We start from the raw sequence: 17,902 nt of genomic DNA on the forward strand, positions 1-17,902 counted from the left end.
CCAATCGAGAAGAAATTGGGGCCACATCATGAGTCGCATCAACGACGGCGGACCGATGATCGAGACGAAGGCGCTCACCAAGCACTTCGCTCAGGGCAAGAAACTCGTGGAAGCAGTCAAGGGAGTCACGCTCGACGTAGCGGAGGGTGAGTTGGTTGCCTTGCTGGGGCCGAACGGCGCCGGGAAATCGACGACGTTGCGCATGCTGACCACCTTGCTCGAGCCCACGTCCGGCAGCGCGCGAATCGCAGGATTTGACATCGCTGCGGCACGAAACGAGGTGCGATCGAGCCTCGGATACGTCGGGCAGGGGAACGGCGCCGGCCACAACCAGCGAGTTCGCGACGAGTTGGTGACGCAGGGGTTGTGCTACGGAATGCCCAAGGGTGACTCGCAGGTCCGGGCCGACGAGCTGCTGCGTGATCTCGAACTCACCGAGTTGGGCACTCGAAAGGTCAGTACGTTGTCCGGCGGGCAGCGACGGCGGCTCGATATCGCTCTGGGCCTGGTCCATCGCCCACCGCTCCTGTTCCTCGACGAGCCGACCACGGGCATGGACCCGCAGAGTCGGGCCAACCTCTGGGACCACATCCTCCGGCTGCGGCGCGAGATGGGCACCACGATCGTGCTGACCACGCACTACCTCGAAGAAGCGGATTCGATGGCAGAGCGGGTCATCGTCATCGACGAAGGCACTGTCATCGCGGACAACACCGCTGCCGCACTCAAGGCTGATCTTGCCGGAGATCATTTGTTGCTCACCTTCGACAGCGTCGAGGCGGCCGCCGTCGCAGCGTCGGTGGCCGAGCGACTTGTCACTGTGCGTGACGTCACCGTCCAGGCGAGTTCGGTGAGTATCCGTGCCGGCGAGGGTGATTCGACGCTACCGGTGTTGCTGCGTGAAGCCGATGCCCGTGGTGCCCGCGCACTCACTGCCGACATCACCAGGCCGACTCTCGACGACGTCTTCCTCACTCTCACCGGCCGCAGCCTGCGCGAGAGCGCCGCCGCGGTCGCTTCCTGAAACACGACAAAGAACTTCGACGAACAGGAATCCGCCATGACAATCACACTCGATACCCCACGTACCGTGCACGGCAACATCGTTCGAGACAGCGCAATCGTGATGGGCCGTGAGCTGCGACCGATGTTGCGCGACCCGGTCAGCGTCATCTTCAGCCTCATCCAGCCGCTGATCCTGTTGGCGTTGTTCGGGCCTCTGCTCAAAGGGGTTCCGGGTACCGGTGACGGCGTATGGAATTGGTTCATTCCCGGTGTGTTGGTGATGATCGCGATCTTCGGAACGACGATGACCGGGTCCAACCTCCTGATGGAGATGCAGCAGGGATCGCACGAGCGAATGTTGGTGACTCCGCTCCGACGCTCGTCCTTGTTGATCGGGCGAGCGTGCAAGGAGATGGTTCCGCTTGCCGCGCAGGCGATTCTGATCATTCTGGTCGCACTTCCGCTCGGATTGGACGTCAATGCAGCGGGAGCCGCGCTCGGGATAGTCCTGCTGGGAGTGTTCGGCGTCGGACTCGGTGCGCTCTCGTACGCTCTCGCTCTGGCTGTGCGGGAGCAGGATTGGATGTTCTGGGTCGTTCAGCAGACGCTGATGTTCCCGCTCCTGATCCTGTCGGGAACCATGCTTCCACTCGAGGACGCACCAGGTTGGATGAAGGTCCTCGTGAACATCAATCCGCTCGGCTACGTCGTAGACGCCGAGCGGGCACTCTTTGCCGGAGACTTCGCGTCGAGCAGCGTTCTGGCAGGAATCGTCGCCGCCTTGGGCGTGGCGGTGGTCGGTCTGGGCGTAGGTGTGCGCGCGGTGAAATAGCGTGGGTGTGCTGGCTGTCGGACGGGCTGCTGCGGTCGCAGGTTTTCGCCCAGGTGTTCGCAGCGCCTATTGTTGTTCCTTGTGCTCTCCGTCGTTCCACGCCCCGTAGTCGTCCGGGCCCCGTCCAAGGTGAATCTCCACCTTGCCGTCGGGGACCTGCGAGACGACGGCTATCACGAGCTGACGACGGTTTTTCAGGCATTGTCGCTGGCAGACACCCTCACGGTGGCGCCTGCGGACACCTTGACCGTGCGGGTGATCGGCGACGACGCCGCGGCCGTGCCGACCGATCGCACCAACCTCGTGTGGCGTGCCGCCGAGATGCTCGCCGTCGAGGGTGGCGTGGCCCCGAACGTCGAGATAGTCATCGAGAAAGGCATCCCCGTCGCAGGTGGAATGGCCGGCGGGAGTGCCGACGCAGCCGCCGCTTTGGTTGCGCTCAACGCTTTGTGGAAGCTCGACTTCCCGCGGCCTGATCTCGACGCTTTTGCGGCACGCCTCGGGAGTGACGTTCCGTTCTCGCTGCACGGTGGCACTGCCCTCGGAACCGGCCGCGGCGAACAACTTGTCCCCGTGTTGACCCGCCACACTTTTCACTGGGTGTTGGCGCTGGCGAAGGGTGGCTTGAGCACACCGGTCGTGTTCCGCGAGCTGGACAAGCTGCGGGCAGAGGGCTCCCCGAAACGGGTGGGGAGCGCCGATGCGTTGATCCAGGCACTGACCACGGGTGACGCTCATCTGCTTGCGTCGCTGCTCGGCAACGATCTGCAGGCGGCGGCACTCTCACTCAACCCGGATCTACGACGGACGCTTCGAGCGGGCGTCGAAGCCGGAGCTTTGGCCGGCATCGTCTCCGGCTCCGGACCGACATGCGCCTTTCTCTGCGCCGACGCACAGTCCGCGGTGGAAGTGAGCGCAGAACTTGCGGGAGCGGGGGTGTGCCGCACCGTTCGCGTGGCGAGCGGACCCGTTCCCGGAGCACGAATACTCGACAATGCGGCAAAGGGACAGCACTGATGGCGAATCTGATCAATCTGGAAAACGTGTCGAAGTCTTTCGGCGTCAAGCCGTTGCTCGACGGGGTCTCCCTGGGCGTCGAGGAGGGCGAGCGCATCGGCGTCGTCGGTCTCAACGGTGGCGGTAAGACGACCATGCTCGAAGTCCTCGCGGGTGTGGAGCAGCCGGATTCGGGACGCGTCAGCCGCGTCGGCGGATTGCGTATGGCCGTCGTGACGCAGCGCGGTGTGCTGCCTCCCGGCTCCACTGTCGGTGAAGTGGTCCTGGGGCCGCTCGGAGTGGCGCAACACGAATGGGCCGGCGACGCGCGCATCCGTTCGGTGCTCTCGGGTATCGGCATCGACAACTTGGGCGCCGGTGGCGAGCGGTCCGCATTGGACGCCAAGGTCGACGGCCTGTCCGGCGGTGAGCGTCGCCGCGTGGCTCTCGCTGCGGCTCTGGTTCAGGACCTCGACCTGCTGGTGCTCGACGAGCCCACCAACCACCTCGACGTCGAAGGTGTTCAGTGGTTGGCCGAGCACCTCGTCTCGCGTCGCAGCGCGCTTGTCGTCGTGACCCACGATCGCTGGTTCCTCGACACCGTCGCCACCCGCACCTGGGAGGTTGTCGGCGGCGGCGTCGAAAGCTACGAGGGTGGCTACAACGACTGGGTGTTCGCTCGCGCCGAGCGCTCGCGTCAGGCTGACGCTTCCGAAGAGCGTCGACGCAACCTTGCACGCAAGGAACTCGCATGGCTGCGCCGCGGTGCGCCGGCCCGTACGTCCAAGCCGAAGTACCGCATCGAGGCCGCAGAGGCCCTGATCGCCGACGTTCCGGCACCTCGTGACGCGGTCGCTCTTGCGTCGTTCGCGCAGCGTCGGCTCGGCAAGGTTGTCATCGAACTCGAAGACGCGCGTCTGGAGACTCCGGACGGTCGTGTACTCGTCGAGGATCTGACCTGGCGTCTCGCTCCAGGTGAGCGTGTAGGCCTGGTCGGTGTCAACGGCTCGGGCAAGACGACTCTGCTGCGGACTCTGGCCGGCGAACTCGAGCCTGCCGCCGGAAAGCGCATTCAGGGGCAGACCGTCCACATCGGTTGGCTCAAGCAGGAACTCGACGATCTACCGACCGACATGCGCGTACTCGACGCGGTCAAGGATGTAGCCGAGCGAATCACGCTGGGAGACAAGGAAGTATCGGCGGGTCAGCTGGCTGAGCGGTTGGGCTTCACGCCGGCGCGTCAGCGCACCCCAGTCGGTGATCTCTCCGGTGGTGAGCGCCGACGTCTGCAGTTGACGCGTGTCCTCATGGCCGAGCCCAACGTCCTGCTTCTCGACGAGCCGACCAACGATCTCGACATCGACACGCTTCAGCAACTCGAAGATCTGCTCGACGGCTGGGCGGGCACCATGGTGGTCATCTCGCACGACCGGTACCTGATCGAGCGCATCTGTGACACCACCTGGGCGCTCTTCGGTGACCGCAAGCTCACCAACCTGCCCGGTGGTATCGAGGACTACCTGCGTCGGCGCGCAGCAATGGGGGATGGCGACAACCCGTCGGTGGCTTCGACGGCGAGTGGTGCGTCGAAGAGCAAGCAGGTCCGCGACGGCGCCGCGGATCGCGCTGCACGCAAGGAACTTTCGAAGCTCGAGCGGTCCATTGCGAAGTTCGACGACCGAGAGAAGAAGCTGCACGCTTCCCTCGCCGACGCGGCCACCGACCCGGACAAGTTGCAGAAACTCGGCGCAGAACTCAAGCAGGTCATCGCCGACAAGGAAGCCGCCGAAGAGCAGTGGATGGAGCTCTTCGCCGAGCTGGACGGCTAGGGGAACTTCGCCCCGAACCTCTTGAAGATTCGCTCGGGATCCAGGGTTTCCGGAGCATGCCTGCGCAGCAGTGCGTCCAGAACGAGCCCGTCCAGTGCTGCGACCAACTCCGTTGCATCGGACGAGGTCATGCCGCGTTCGACCAGGATGTCGACAAACCGATCCCGACCAAGCACCAGTTCCACTGCGAGGTCGGGATCGTGGAATGACGCGATGATCAGTTCGTAACGCGCCCGAGTGCGGCCGGATTCAGGCCCCAGCCACCGGGCCACCTGTTGCTTCGGCGTCTCGCCCGGGCGAGGAAGATCACCGTCCAGAAGGTGTCGCACCACCTCGACTATCAGTCCACGCTGGTTTGCGAAGTAGTGCCGTGCGCTGCCGTGTGGCACGCCCGCCTCGTCTTCGACGCCTCTCATCGACCAGGCTCGAAACCCAACCCGGCCCAGCAGGTCGAGCCCGGCGTCCAGAAGTGCTTCTCGAGTCGATTTCTCCACGCAGAGAAGATACCGTGATATCCTCTTCTCCGCTTGGAGAATTTCTCCGCACGGAGAAGTGGCCGGTGGGTCGAACTGATTGGGGTGAAGCGTGGTCATCTTTTTCGACATCCTGCTTGTGCTGTGCGTTGTTGCGATTGTGTGTTTCGCGGGATATGTCCTCTATCGCGTCGTCTTTGACGGCTAGCTGAATGGTGATGTACTTCAACAGGTCTCAAGTCTTCATGTTCCCGAAGTTGTCCGGTTTGTCTCTGGTTATCGAAAGTATGTTCGATTAAACTTTGAGCATGGACAGTCGGGAAGCGTGGCAGCTGGATGGCGAGGACCTTAAGAGTGAGGTTCTGGATCTGGTGCGCGCCCGACACGAATTGCAGTCGCGGATGGTGTTGCTGATCGTGGAGATGTTTTCCCGTGAGGTTCTCGGCGGGAAGGGTTTTCGGGCGATCGCGCAGTGGTTGCATGGTTCGACGAATCTGGAGATCGGTGAGTGCAGTCTGCTGGTCGGGTTGGCGCGGTTGTTGATGCTCGAACCTGTTGTCGCGGATGCGTTTCATCGCGGTGACGTGGATGCGTTGAAGGCGCGGCAGGTGGCGTCGTTTTGTCAGCATCCGCCGAAGAACATGACCCTGGCGGATGTGGACACGGCTCGCGGGATTCTGTTGGGGTTGGCGTCGAAGAACATTGCGGATTGTGATGCGGTGCGGGCAGCGATCCGGCGGATCGAGAAGCAGTACGGCAGGCGTGAGGACGGCGTTCCGGTGGGTGAGGATTCGGAGCGTAACGAGTTCTACGCCTCGAAAGGCTTGTACGGGCGGGTCACTGTGAAGGGTGATCTGGATGCTGTGAACGGGGCACGTCTGATCACGTTGTTGTCGAGTCTGTCGGCGCCGACGCCGGAGAAGGACGGCGTGAAGGACACGCGTACTCCGGCATTACGGCGTGCGGACGGGTTTTGCGAGTTGTTGCGGCGGTACGAGCGGGCGGGGTTGGGCCCGATCGAAGGCGGAGTGAAACCGCACATCACGGTCACCGCGTCCGCGAAAGACATGACCGACCTTAAAGTTCTGAAAGACCTGTTGCCGTCCACCGAGGAACTGGGATTTGCGTGGACGGATTGGGTGGGCCCCATCAGCATCGACACCGCCCGGATGTTGGCGTGCGACTGCACAGTCACCCGGATCCTCCTGGATGAGAGTGGTGTTCCGCTCGACTGCGGTAAGGAAGCGAGAACGGCGACCGTTCCGCAGCGGCGGGCGTTGGCGGTTCGTGATGGTGGGTGTGCGTTTCCGGGGTGCGGGACACCGTCGGGGTGGTGCGATGCCCATCATATTGTTCACTGGAACGATGGCGGCCCAACAGATCTCGACAACCTGATCTTGTTGTGCGGTCATCACCACCGGACACTGCACCACACGGAATGGCGGGTGGAGATCGGACCGGATCGAAAGACGGTGTTCTATCCACCGATGTCGATCGATCCGTATCAGCAGCCGATCGGCGGGAACAGCCCACCCACCGCGGCGTGAATCGCGACAACTGAAGACGTGAGCACCGGGGCACAACCATGCCCCGGTGCTGACGGCTGTCTACTGTCAGAACGCTACTGTCAGAACGTGAGCGTGAGTCGCCCGTTCTCGTCGCTGATGTGAACAGTTCGCCCGATCGACGGAGGGTTGTCACCGCGAAGCTGGGTCAGTTCGGCGGCATTCTCGGGACCGGTGTGACCGGCGACGCGGCCGCCGTCCGGCGTTGCCGCGATCACGAACCCGATCTCAGGCTCCCCGGTGCGGCCGTATTCGACAGAGGCCGTAACTATTTCCGCCGTGCCCGTGTAATCAGTGATCAGTTCCGGAACCTCCGCAGTTAGCGCGCGTGCGTCGGGATCACCGACGTACCCGCCAGCGTGAGCGGCGGACGACAGCAGAACGCAGTGCTGGTAGGTGAGGAATCCACCGTTGCCGTGGACGAGGGCAAGGTTCGCGCCGTCGCGAATTCGCCTGGTGACTTCAGCGACGGAATGCAGGGTGTAGCTGTTGAGCGGTCCGCCGAAGAACGAGTGTCCTCCGGTGACGCTTGGGATCGCGGTATCGGGAAGTCCGAGTTCGCGGATCAACAGCTTGGGCACGATCGGGAAGCAGCTGTAGGCATCGACGATGTCGAGTGCATCGGCGCCGACTCCGGCACCGTCGAGTGTGCGATGTACGGCGTCATGCATCGCGGCCGAGCTGTCGAAGCTGTTGCGGCTGAGTATGTCCAACGGATCACTCGCACCTGCGCCGCCCCAGAGGTACACCAGCTTGTTTTCATCGATCCCGAACTCGCGGGCCGTCGACAACGAGCAGACGACAACGGCCGCAGCCTGATTGACGAAAGGCATGGCGTTGAGCATCAGCGGGTACGGCTCGGAGACCATCCGATTGCCGGGGCCGACGGTGCCGATCTCGTCTGCCGATCGGATCTCCGACGTCCAGGAGGCGGGATTCTTCGAAGCCAGTTCCGAGAACGCGGCGTACATCCGCGCGGACCAGTCGAGCGATTCACGGGCGTCGTGGCCCTCGGCAGCACTGAAACAGTTCTCGAAGAGCGGGTAGACACGAGTCGGCACGATGAAACCGGCGCGCTGCATTTCGGCGCTTCCCAGGTCGGTCGGATCGAATCCGGGAGGCCCACCCGGCGCGGCTGTCCACCCGATCGAGTCGGGGGCGACTCCGGACTTTCGCAGGGCGGTACTGCTGGCGTGCGATTCGCCGCCCACGAGCAGAGCAGCCGAGGATTCACCGCGAGCGATGGCCGCGCCGATCCGATCGAGGAGCGCCGCGGGCCAGTGGCCACCGATCGGCGAGGTAGAGGTGACCGTGGGGGTCGCGCCTAATCGTGAGGCGAGTAGCCCGGGGAGATCGTCGTACGACCAGCTGACTGTCTTGATCGCGATCACGGAATCGATCTGTGTTCCCAGTTCAGCGTGTCCACTGTCGTTCAACGCGGCGACGGTGGCGTCGTGAATCAGATCGAGGGGTTCGCGGTGCCCGTCGGCAGGATTCCAGCGCAGATCGCCGACGCCGACGATGACCGGGATTCGTGATGCGTCAACCATCATGTACCTCTCGTTGCCGACCCGTAGCCGGGAGTTGCAGTCACGATATCGGGGACCCTGGTATGTGTAACTCTGGGGTCACAGTCAACGATTTTCGGGTTCCTATTTAGGTATGCCTAACGAAAGTCCTATACTCGTCTTCATGACAGCTGTGGCAGAGAGAATTTCGGTGCCCGTGGGGCCGCGTTCCATCGATCACCCCTACTCGATGACAACGGTGACTCTGAAGCTCTCTCATCAGCGGCAGTGGGCCCCGCATCGTCATCCTGAACATGAGCTGATCTGGGGAAACTCCGGTGGAATGCTCACGGTTGTCGCTGACGGCATCACTTGGGAGGTGCCGCCTTCGGCCGGACTGTGGCTGCCTGCCGGGGTGTTGCATGCCGTGAAGGCCGGTCCGGGTACGGAGTTCTTCTGCACCTACTTCCGGCCCGAGGCTCACGAGGCGCCGTCGGGTGTTCCGGGCTTGTTCGGTGTCAGCGCTCTCCTGCGTGAGGTACTCCTGCACATGCATCGGCGGAACATGCCCGACGAGGCGCGCAGTCGCGCCGAGCGGGTGGCCTTCGACATGTTGCAGCCGCTCGAAGTCGCTGCGGTGGAGGTTCCGATGCCGACCGATCCACGAGCGTTGTTCGTTGCCGAAGCGTTGGTCGCCAATCCGGCAGACCAGCGGTCGCTGTCCGAATGGGCGCTGACGGCTGGCGGTAGCGTCCGTACGCTGACGCGTGTGTTCGCGCAGGGCACGGGAATGACTTTTGCGCAGTGGCGAATTCAGGTACGTGTCCGCGCAGCATTGACGTATTTAGCTGCTGGAGTGCCGGTTTCGGTTGTCAGTAGGCGGGTCGGATACGAAACTCCGAGTGCCTTTGTCGCAGTGTTCCGCCGGGTCACCGGCCGCACACCCGGCAGCATGATGAACAAGGGGAGCGTGGCGCCCGAATCGGTGCCGTACCTTCTGCACGCTTGAGTTGGGTTGCACCGGGCGGAAGTGCTCGGTGCAACCGTCGCGGTCAACTCCGCGGCGCGGACCACGCTTCCCACAGCTCCGCGTACCGACCCCCGAGGTTGACCAACTCGTCGTGAGAGCCGTGCTCGACGACGCGGCCGTCGTCCATCACCAGGATCTGATCGGCGTCGACGGCCTGTGAGAGTCGGTGTGCCACTGTGACAGCAGTGCGACCTCGGGTCAGAGCGAGAGCGGCATCGTCGAGGACCCTGGCTCCGGCGCTGCCCGCTTCGGCGGTCGCCTCGTCGAGAATCAGCAGCGGCGGATCCAGTAATTCGATTCTTGCCAACGCAAGTTGTTGTGCCTGTGTTGCGGTCAGCCGGTGTCCACCGTCTCCGACCACGGTTTCGAGTCCGTCCGGGAGAGCCCGCAGCCAATCCGACGCGCCGACGGTATCGAGCGCCGCGGTGATATCGTTGTCGGTTGCCGACGGGTCGGCCAGCCGCAGATCCTCGGCCAACGTGCCGGCGAAGACGTGGACCTCCTGAGTCACGAGGGCCACCGCGCTCCGAGATGTCGACGGTGGCAGTTCGTTCCGGGGCACCGTCCCGATCTTCACGACGCCTTCGGTCGGTTCGTAGGTTCCCGCGATCAGCTTTGCGACTGTAGATTTTCCGGCTCCGGTAGCGCCCACCAGTGCGGTGACGGTTCCTGCCGGAATGGTGATGTCGATGTCTCGCAGAACAGGAGCGTCGCCGCTTCGGTACGAGAATGTGACGCGTTCCAAAGAAGCTGAGCTGTCGACAGGTTCCTGCGGATCGGTCGGTGCAGATGGCACGGGCGCAAGCGTGACTCCGACCAGGCGAGCCAACGCGATTGTGCCTTCCTGCAATTCGTCGAACACGCTGAGAACCGCGCCCACCGGATCGAAGAGGCGGTGGAAGAACAGGGCTGCGGCGGTGGCGGCACCGATGCTGATCTGACCGTCCTTCACCAGCCAGAAGCCGGTGATCAGCACAGCGGACAGGCCGATGAACTCCGCGATGTTGAGCCGGCCGAAGAACCTGGTGCGTAGACGCGTGGTCAACAAGCTCAGCCGGACGGCCGTCATCGATCGAGATTCGATCTGTTCGAGATGCGGCTGGGCCAGGCGAAGCGATCCGACGGTGTCGGAGTTGCTCAGCGAGTCCAGGAGCTGTTGCGCACGTGCACCTTCTGCCTCCCGCTCCTCGCGGTAGACCGGTGCCGACCTCGAGAGGTACCAGCGCAGCGCCTGGATCTGGATGGGTGCCGCGATCACCGCGGCGACGGCGAATCTCCAATCGAGGCTACCCAATCCGATCAGGGTCAACACGATGGTCAGTGCCGCGGTGGCAAAAACCGGAAGTGCTTCGGATACGGCCCGGGTCACCAACCGCACGTCGCCGGTGATGCGGGAGACGAGATCTCCGCGCCCGGCCCGTTCGACGTCGCTCTGCGGAACGTCGAGAACCCGGACGACGACTTCTTCGCGAAGGTCGGCGACAACGCGCTCGCCGACGCCGGCGAGCAGGTAGTTGCTCACTCCGACGAGAAGGGATGAGGCAACCGCGATACCGACCAACGCGAGAGTCAGTGTGCCGATGCGAGAGACAGCGTCGCCGTCTGCGTCGGTCACGGCGTCGACCATGGCGCCGAGGACCAGCGGTGTGAGCAGACCGATCGCGGTCGCGGCGGTCAGGGTGACGACTGCTGCGATCGCGGAAATCCGGTGGGGTCCCATCAACCGAAGTGCCGCGCGCCGCGCTTGTTTCGGTGTTGCGGTGGGGAGTAGTTCGTTCACAGCTCGATCACCCGATCGCAGATATCGAGCAGCACGGGGCTGCTGGTCAGAAGTATTGTGGCGTGCGCCCCGCGTACCTCGGCGATCCCGCGAGCAATGCGCGCTTCGGTGACGGAGTCGACGGCAGTGGTGGGATCGTGCAGGACCAGGACGGGAGCTTCGCTCGCCAGTGCCCTCGCCAACGCGATGCGCTGACGCTGACCGCCGGACAAAGAATTCCCTTGCTCGGTGACTCGGGTTGCGAGGCCGAGCGGCAGTGCCGAGATCACTTGATCTGCCGCAGCAGCGGCGATGGCCTCGTCGTTGCGGCTGCCGATCGGTGCGAGGGCGTCGATGTTGTCGCCGACTGTGCCGATGAACAGTGCCGCGTCGTGCGGTGCTGCCAGAACGTGAGTGCGAAGTTCGTCGATGTGCAGCTCGTGAATGGCGTTGTCGCCGAGATGAATTGTTCCGCTCGAAGGCTCGATTCGACGCGCCAGTGCGTCGACCAACGCATCCGCCCATGCGGCATTCTCGGTGACGATGCCGATGATCTCGCCGCGTTTGACGTCGAGATCGACTGGTGACGCTCCGGCCAACACGACGTCGCGCAGCGTCAGGAACTCGGAGTGATTCAGGGACACAGGTTCACCCGCGGGAGTCACAGCCTCGGTGGTCCCGAGAAGTGCTGCGACGCGGTTGGCGGAAGCACGCGCCCGTGCCAGACCGGCGCCGAAGTAGATGATGTCGATCAACGGACCCCGAAGGAACTGTGCCAGACCAACCACGGCAACGAATTCACCGACCGAGATGCTCCCGGACGCTGCCATCCGTCCGCCCACGTACGCGATGACGGCGAGGAAAGCGCCGGCGATCGCAACGTTGGCGGCGGAGTACATCGCTTGGTATCTCTGTGCGCGAAGGGTTGCTTCCAACGAAGTCCGGCTGGCTCCCCGATACCGCTGCGCTGCAGCATCTCCGGCGCCGATTCCGGAAAGGATTCGGAGTCCGGAGAGTAGATCTGCGGCTAGCGCGCCGGCCTTGGCGCCCTGCCATTGATCTGTTTCGGCTCGGCGTTCGAGCGGCCGACTGACCACCTGCATGAGAGCCAGCACCGGGGGAGTGCCGAGGATGACGAGCAGGCCGAGTGGCACCGAGATCACCAGTAGCGAAATCGCGGCGGTCAGCACTCCGCAGGCGGCCGCAAGTTTGGTGCTCAGCGTGTGCGTGAATCCGGCCACCGAACCCGCGTCGGATGTTGCAATCGAGTAGACCTCGCCCGGCATACGCCGCGGCGACATGCCGTGCGGATCGAGGCCTCGGCGCGCGATGTCCATCCGCAAGCGATGTGCTCCGTGCTCGGTGACGGAATCGGAGATGCGCGCCGCGAAGCGCCAACTGAGCAACAAGCCGGTGAAGAGAATTCCGAGAACGAGGATCCACTTTCCGAGCGCTGCGGCATCGCTGGTCGCCACAGCACGGTCGATCACCGCACCGATCACCACCGGCACCAACGCTTCCGCGACCTGGTGGCCGGTGAAGCCGACGGACGCGGCCGCCAGCTTGGCTCCGCGACCTTCGGAAGCGATCGCGCGTGTGATTACCTGACGCGGCGTGATCGCCGGGCTGGTTGGGGGACCGTTTGTCTCGGCCGAAAGAAGTGGTGTCGAAGGCACTGGGTCCACGCTAGGGATCGTGGGCGGTAGTCAGAAGTCACACCGGTGCCAATACTTGTCGTGAACAGGCCATACGTATTGCGTTGGCCGAATTGCGATAGTAGTTGGCCCCGTTGCAGCGGAGAAGGCATCGACTCATCGACGACACTGCAATAAATTAAGGTCTACCTTACTTAGCACGGGTTAACTATGTCCGGAAGTCGGATGGATCCTCGTGTTCGGGTCCGGTTCATGTTCCATCGATGTTGGAGATTGTTGTGAGTCTTGTGTTCGGCGAGGTACTTCACAAGGAGTACGTGACCCCGGGAATGGTTCGTATCGTGTTCGGTGGGGAGGAGCTGACCGCCTTCGAAACCACCGGTACCGGTGACGAATATCTGCGCCTCCACTTCCCGGTCCCGGCTACAGGCAAGTTCGTTCTTCCGGCGGAAGATCCGGATGCACCGCGCGGTTGGCGATACCCGGAGGGAGAGGAACCGTCCCCGTGCCAGCCGTACACCGTGCGACGGTTCGATTCCGAAACCAGCCGCATGACGATCGACTTCGTCGTTCACGAGGGTGGTATCGCCAGCGACTGGGCGCAGAAGGCCGAGATCGGTGACAAGTTGGCGATCGGCGAGTCTCGTGGCCTCTACGAGCCCCCGGCCGACGCACGTTGGCAGGTGTTCGTCGCCGACGCGACTGGACTCCCCGCACTCGGACGCTTGATCGAACAGTTGCCCGCCGGGATGTCGGCCAAGGCGATCGTCGAGGTGGTGGACGAGTCTCACAAGCAGCAGATCACCTCGTCGGCCGACGTCGAGTTCATCTGGCTGGTCGGCAGTGGCAACGGTGTTGCACCGTCGAAGTTGCCGGACGCGGTTCGCGCGATGAACCTGCCCACCGAACTCGGATACGTGTGGGTTGCAGGCGAGAGCACGATGCTCCGTGACATCCGCAAGTACCTTCGCCACGAACTGAAGTTGCCGGGTGAGCAGTACAAGGTCATCGGCTACTGGACGTACAAAGCCGAGGTGTGGAACGCGAAGTACGAGGCCCTCGACGAAAGTGTCCGCGCGGCACTCGATGCGGCCTGGGAATCGGACCGCGACGAGGAAGAGATCCGCGACGAGGTCGAGAAGACTCTAGAGAGCGCCGGCTTGTGACCGTTGGATTCGACAAGAGTGCTGTCGACAGCGGTGCGGCGGACAAGAGCGCAGTCGACAAACACACCGAAGAACTGATCGACGAGTCGCTGCACGAGAAGCAGAAGCAACCGGACGGGCTGGTATCGACCAACTCTCGTCGTATGGCGGGTCTTCTGGTGTGCCTGGTGGTGCTCGCCGCCGTGCTCCTGCTGAGTATCGCGGTGGGATCGAAGACCATTCCGTTCGGCACCGTGATCGACGCGCTGGTGAACTACGACGATTCCAATGATCACGTGATCATCCGTGATCTGCGGCTACCTCGTACTCTGCTCGGTCTGATAGTCGGTATGGCACTGGGTGTGGCCGGTGGCCTCATCCAGGCGATGACACGAAATCCCTTGGCTGATCCAGGAATTCTCGGTGTCAATGCCGGCGCGGGCTTCGCGATGGTCGTTGCCGTCGCGGTCTTCGGCTTGACCAGCATCTGGTCGTACATCTGGTTCGCTTTCCTCGGAGCGGTGATAGCCACGGCGATCGTCTACACGCTGGGCTCGATCGGTCGAGGTGGTGCGACGCCCATTCGGCTGACGCTTGCCGGTGTTGCCATCGGCTCCGTGCTCGGCGGCATCTCGTCCGGGATCACCTTGCTCAACCCGACCGCCTTCGACCAGATGCGCCAGTGGAATGCCGGCTCACTCAGCGGGCGTTCGTTGGAAATCGTTCTGGCCGTTGCCCCATTCATTCTCATCGGGCTCTTCCTGGCGCTCGCGTTGGCGCGCCAACTCAACGCGGTGGCCCTGGGTGACGATCTGGCACGTTCGCTCGGTGCCAACATCACTCGTACTCGCATCCTCGGTGTCATCGCGGTGACATTGCTGTGCGGCGCGGCGACAGCTGCGGCCGGGCCGATCGGATTCGTCGGTTTGATGGTTCCGCACGTCGCGAGATGGTTCGTCGGACCGGATCAGCGATGGATTCTCCCGTATACGTTGGTGTGCTCGCCGATTCTTCTTCTCTTCTCCGACGTCGTCGGCCGAATCGTGCTGCGCCCGGGTGAACTTCAGGTCGGCATCGTCACGGCCTTCATCGGCGCTCCGGTGCTGATCATGCTGGTGCGTCGAAGCAAGGTGAGCGGTCTGTGAGCATCGATTTCGGGCGCGCCACCACGGTGGTGCGCTCACCCAAAGAAGGCTGGTCCGCGCGGATCGACGTCCGCACGGTCACAGTCTGCCTCGTCCTCGTTGCGCTTGCATTGGCCATCGGTGTCATCGCGCTCGGTAGTGGTGACTACCAAGTGCCGATCGGGGACGTCCTCGGTGCACTGTTCGGCGAAGCCCCCGCGCGTATCCACATGGTCGTCGTGGAATGGCGTCTGCCCCGAGTTCTGTTGGCGCTGATGCTCGGTGCGGCGCTCGGTATGAGCGGTGCGATCTTCCAATCGCTGACCAGGAACCCGTTGGGTAGCCCGGACATCATCGGCTTCAACTCCGGTGCGTACACGGGCGCTCTGGTGGTCATCCTCCTCATCGGTGGTACTTACTACGAGATCGCAGTCGGTGCTCTGGTGGGCGGAATCGCCACCGCAGCAGTTGTTTATCTCCTTGCGTACAAGCGAGGTGTGCAGGGATTCCGGTTGATCATCGTCGGTATCGCCATCAGCGCGATGTTGGGCTCGGTCAACACCTGGATGATCCTCAAGGCGAAACTTGACGACGCCATGGCTGCCGCAGTGTGGGGTGCCGGTTCGTTGAACGGCCTCGGCTGGACTCAGGTGTGGCCGGTGGTCGTCGTGCTGGCCATCCTCGTTCCGCTGATCCTGGTGTTGGGCAGGCGGATGCAGATGCTCGAGATGGGCGACGACGCCGCCAAGGCGCTCGGCGTCCGGGCCGAACCCACGCGGCTTTCCCTGGTTGTTCTCGGCGTCGCCCTGACGGCCATGGTGACAGCAGCGGCCGGTCCCATCGGGTTCGTCTCGCTGGCGGCTCCGCAGTTGGTGAGGCGATTGACCGGTAGTGCCGGAGTGACCCTGCTGCCGTCGGCAGCAATGGGTGGCGCGTTGCTGATGGTCAGCGACTGGGTGGCGCAGCGAGCTTTCGCGCCGACACAGTTGCCGGTCGGCGTCGTCACCGTCTCCATCGGTGGCATCTATTTCGTATGGCTTCTCGCGCGAGAGGCACGTAAGCAGTGATCGGTGAAGGAACGAGGAACAGCGTGAACGAGACAAGTACGGCCGCCGTCGTGGTCGAAAGGACGAATCGGCTTCGCGCCGAGGACGTCACGATCGGTTACGACAAGCGCGTCATCTCGGAACACCTCGACGTCGAAATCCCCGACGGTGGCTTCACCGTCATCGTCGGTCCCAATGCCTGCGGCAAGTCGACGCTTCTGCGTGCGCTGTCCCGGTTGCTCAAGCCGACCACCGGCAAGGTCCTTCTCGACGGTAAGACGATCACGTCGTACCCGGCAAAGGAAGTTGCGAGGCGACTCGGGCTTCTGCCGCAGACGTCGATCGCGCCGGACGGAATCAAAGTCGCCGATCTGGTTGCGCGAGGGCGTTATCCGCACCAGAAGCTGATCCGCCAGTGGTCCCGAGAGGACGAGGCCGCCGTCATCAAGGCGATGGAAGCAACCAAGGTCACGGATCTGTCGGCCAGGCCGGTCGACGAACTGTCCGGTGGTCAGCGCCAACGTGTCTGGGTAGCTATGGTTCTCGCGCAGCAGACTCCGTTGGTGCTACTGGACGAGCCGACGACGTTCCTCGACATCGCGCACCAGATCGAGCTGCTGGAACTCTGCCGCGATCTGAACGAGAACGACGGACACACGCTGGTGGCGGTGCTTCACGATCTCAATCACGCGTGCCGCTACGGAACTCACATCATCGCGATGAAGGACGGCGCGGTGGTCGCCGAGGGCCCGCCCGCGGAGATCATCACCGAAGAACTGGTGCAGGAGGTGTTCGGCATGGCGTGCCGCATCATCGACGATCCGGTTTCCCACACACCGCTGGTCATTCCGCTGGGACGCGAGCGTCAGCGAAACATCGAAGGAGCAAAGGTATGACACTCGTCCTGGATGCGCAGGTTACCGACACGGAGTGGGCTCAGATCGTCGACCGCATTTCGCGACGCCGATTCTTCGGTGGCGCAGCTGGTGTGGCTGCAGCATTGGCGCTGAGCGCCTGCGGAAGCTCCGATGGCGAATCCGACTCTGCCAGTGACACTCTCCCGTACACGTGGGCCGAGTTCAGCGGCGACGTTCCGCGCGACCCGAAGCGTGTGGTGGTGCTCGACGGCCGCGTCGACCTCGAATTCGCGATGATGATGGACTACCCGATCGTCGGATCGGGCAACTTCTGGTTCCCCGACGCCAAGGCAGGATTCCAGTTTCCCGGCCGCACCATCGAGGACGCGAGCTTCGTCAACGTCGCCGGCGACTTCTCCACCAACTTCGAGGCTCTGCTCGCTCTCGAGCCCGATCTGATCGTCATCACTGCGATCGGATACACCAGTGACTGGTACGGCACCGAGCGCTTGTCTTCCATCGCGCCGCTGTTGGTCGTCGGCGACGACGTCGAACCGATTGCCGGGCACCCGGTCGACTGGCGAGGTGCTCTGATGGCGCAGGCGAGCCAGCTCGACCGGGTGACGATCGCCGAGGCTTCCATTGCGGAGTACGACGACAAGCTCGCGAGACTGCGACCGATGTTGCAGGAGAAGCTGGGCGGAAAGAAGATCGTGTTCGGCGTTCAGACGCCGACGGGCTTCCTTGTGCATCAGCGGAATCTGCGAATCAGTGTTGCACTCGATGCCGGCCTGGACGTGCTTTTCCGTGACGACGACAATGCAGAGAACTCGTTCGAGTTGTCGTTCGAGCAACTCGACACCTTGGCTCCGGCGGATGTGATCATCGCCCAAGCACGCGATCAGGAAGCGCTCGACGCGATCAAGTCGCAGCCGACGTGGCAGCGGTTGCCTGCAGTTCAAGCGGGCAACGTGTTGACCAGCGACGCGCGATACAACCAAGGATTTGCGCTCACCGCGGCCATCTTCCTCGACGTTCTCGAGGAAGCGGCCGGGCGAATCACTGCTGGGCAGTAAAT

Annotated in this window: 15 protein-coding genes; 11 read left to right on the forward strand and 4 right to left on the reverse strand. The window is 63.3% G+C overall.

The features are described from left to right. Nucleotides 1-28 precede the first annotated feature (28 nt). The 4 genes from G4D79_RS13605 (at nucleotide 29) to G4D79_RS13620 (ending at nucleotide 4,662) form a co-directional block, all read left to right on the forward strand. Nucleotides 29-1,024 carry an ABC transporter ATP-binding protein gene (locus tag G4D79_RS13605; protein ID WP_082654798.1) on the forward strand — a complete coding sequence of 332 codons (996 nt, stop codon included), beginning with the start codon at nucleotides 29-31 and terminating at the stop codon, nucleotides 1,022-1,024. 36 nt (nucleotides 1,025-1,060) lie between these two features. Beyond that, nucleotides 1,061-1,837, forward strand: a complete 777-nt coding sequence (locus G4D79_RS13610; RefSeq protein WP_042448972.1) for an ABC transporter permease — start codon at nucleotides 1,061-1,063, stop codon at nucleotides 1,835-1,837. Nucleotides 1,838-1,918: 81 nt separating this feature from the next. Beyond that, on the forward strand, nucleotides 1,919-2,854 hold the full coding sequence (locus G4D79_RS13615; RefSeq protein WP_099697981.1) for a 4-(cytidine 5'-diphospho)-2-C-methyl-D-erythritol kinase: 936 nt from the start codon (nucleotides 1,919-1,921) through the stop codon (nucleotides 2,852-2,854). After that, entirely contained in the window at nucleotides 2,854-4,662 is a 1,809-nt protein-coding gene (locus G4D79_RS13620; RefSeq protein WP_003946255.1) for an ABC-F family ATP-binding cassette domain-containing protein, read from the forward strand. The genes G4D79_RS13615 and G4D79_RS13620 overlap by 1 nt, the downstream gene beginning before the upstream one ends. Here G4D79_RS13620 and G4D79_RS13625 read toward each other — a convergent pair. Then, on the reverse strand, nucleotides 4,659-5,156 hold the full coding sequence (locus G4D79_RS13625) for a TetR/AcrR family transcriptional regulator (RefSeq protein WP_099697982.1): 498 nt from the start codon (nucleotides 5,154-5,156) through the stop codon (nucleotides 4,659-4,661). The genes G4D79_RS13620 and G4D79_RS13625 overlap by 4 nt on opposite strands. A 287-nt stretch (nucleotides 5,157-5,443) precedes the next feature. Between G4D79_RS13625 and G4D79_RS13630 the strand changes: the two genes are divergently transcribed. After that, nucleotides 5,444-6,682, forward strand: a complete 1,239-nt coding sequence (locus G4D79_RS13630; protein WP_099697983.1) for an HNH endonuclease signature motif containing protein — start codon at nucleotides 5,444-5,446, stop codon at nucleotides 6,680-6,682. Nucleotides 6,683-6,762: 80 nt separating this feature from the next. On the opposite strand, the gene G4D79_RS13635 is transcribed toward G4D79_RS13630, so the two are convergent. Then, entirely contained in the window at nucleotides 6,763-8,253 is a 1,491-nt protein-coding gene (locus G4D79_RS13635; protein ID WP_099697984.1) for an acetyl-CoA acetyltransferase, read from the reverse strand. 139 nt (nucleotides 8,254-8,392) lie between these two features. Here G4D79_RS13635 and G4D79_RS13640 point away from each other — a divergent pair, with 139 nt between their 5' ends. Further along, nucleotides 8,393-9,217: a helix-turn-helix transcriptional regulator gene (locus tag G4D79_RS13640; protein WP_180279613.1), complete on the forward strand. Its 825-nt coding sequence runs from the start codon at nucleotides 8,393-8,395 to the stop codon at nucleotides 9,215-9,217. A gap of 43 nt (nucleotides 9,218-9,260) precedes the next feature. Here the strand turns inward: G4D79_RS13640 and G4D79_RS13645 are convergent, their stop codons facing one another. Together G4D79_RS13645 and G4D79_RS13650 are read right to left on the reverse strand one after the other, a co-directional pair. Next, nucleotides 9,261-11,018, reverse strand: a complete 1,758-nt coding sequence (locus G4D79_RS13645) for an ABC transporter ATP-binding protein (RefSeq protein WP_099697986.1) — start codon at nucleotides 11,016-11,018, stop codon at nucleotides 9,261-9,263. Then, the gene (locus G4D79_RS13650) at nucleotides 11,015-12,673 is read right to left on the reverse strand and encodes an ABC transporter ATP-binding protein (protein ID WP_235867842.1); all 1,659 of its coding nucleotides are present in this window, start codon (nucleotides 12,671-12,673) and stop codon (nucleotides 11,015-11,017) included. The genes G4D79_RS13645 and G4D79_RS13650 overlap by 4 nt, the downstream gene beginning before the upstream one ends. A gap of 257 nt (nucleotides 12,674-12,930) precedes the next feature. Here G4D79_RS13650 and G4D79_RS13655 point away from each other — a divergent pair, with 257 nt between their 5' ends. The 5 genes from G4D79_RS13655 to G4D79_RS13675 are packed head-to-tail and all read left to right on the forward strand — an operon-like array spanning nucleotide 12,931 to nucleotide 17,900. Then, nucleotides 12,931-13,818 (forward strand): siderophore-interacting protein, encoded by an 888-nt coding sequence (locus G4D79_RS13655; RefSeq protein WP_003946220.1) that lies wholly within the window; start codon nucleotides 12,931-12,933, stop codon nucleotides 13,816-13,818. Then, a complete protein-coding gene (locus G4D79_RS13660; protein WP_003946222.1) occupies nucleotides 13,815-14,942 on the forward strand; it encodes a Fe(3+)-siderophore ABC transporter permease in 1,128 nt (375 codons plus the stop codon). The genes G4D79_RS13655 and G4D79_RS13660 overlap by 4 nt, the downstream gene beginning before the upstream one ends. Beyond that, nucleotides 14,939-15,988, forward strand: a complete 1,050-nt coding sequence (fepG, locus tag G4D79_RS13665) for an iron-enterobactin ABC transporter permease (RefSeq protein WP_003946259.1) — start codon at nucleotides 14,939-14,941, stop codon at nucleotides 15,986-15,988. Before G4D79_RS13660 ends, fepG begins: the two co-directional genes overlap by 4 nt. 23 nt (nucleotides 15,989-16,011) lie before the next feature. Beyond that, entirely contained in the window at nucleotides 16,012-16,863 is an 852-nt protein-coding gene (locus G4D79_RS13670) for an ABC transporter ATP-binding protein (protein WP_042449225.1), read from the forward strand. Next, nucleotides 16,860-17,900 (forward strand): ABC transporter substrate-binding protein, encoded by a 1,041-nt coding sequence (locus G4D79_RS13675; protein ID WP_054827505.1) that lies wholly within the window; start codon nucleotides 16,860-16,862, stop codon nucleotides 17,898-17,900. The genes G4D79_RS13670 and G4D79_RS13675 overlap by 4 nt, the downstream gene beginning before the upstream one ends. The last annotated feature ends 2 nt before the right edge of the window (nucleotides 17,901-17,902 follow it).

This window comes from Rhodococcus sp. WY5 (assembly GCF_018588185.1).
Lineage (GTDB): Bacteria > Actinomycetota > Actinomycetes > Mycobacteriales > Mycobacteriaceae > Rhodococcus_F > Rhodococcus_F qingshengii.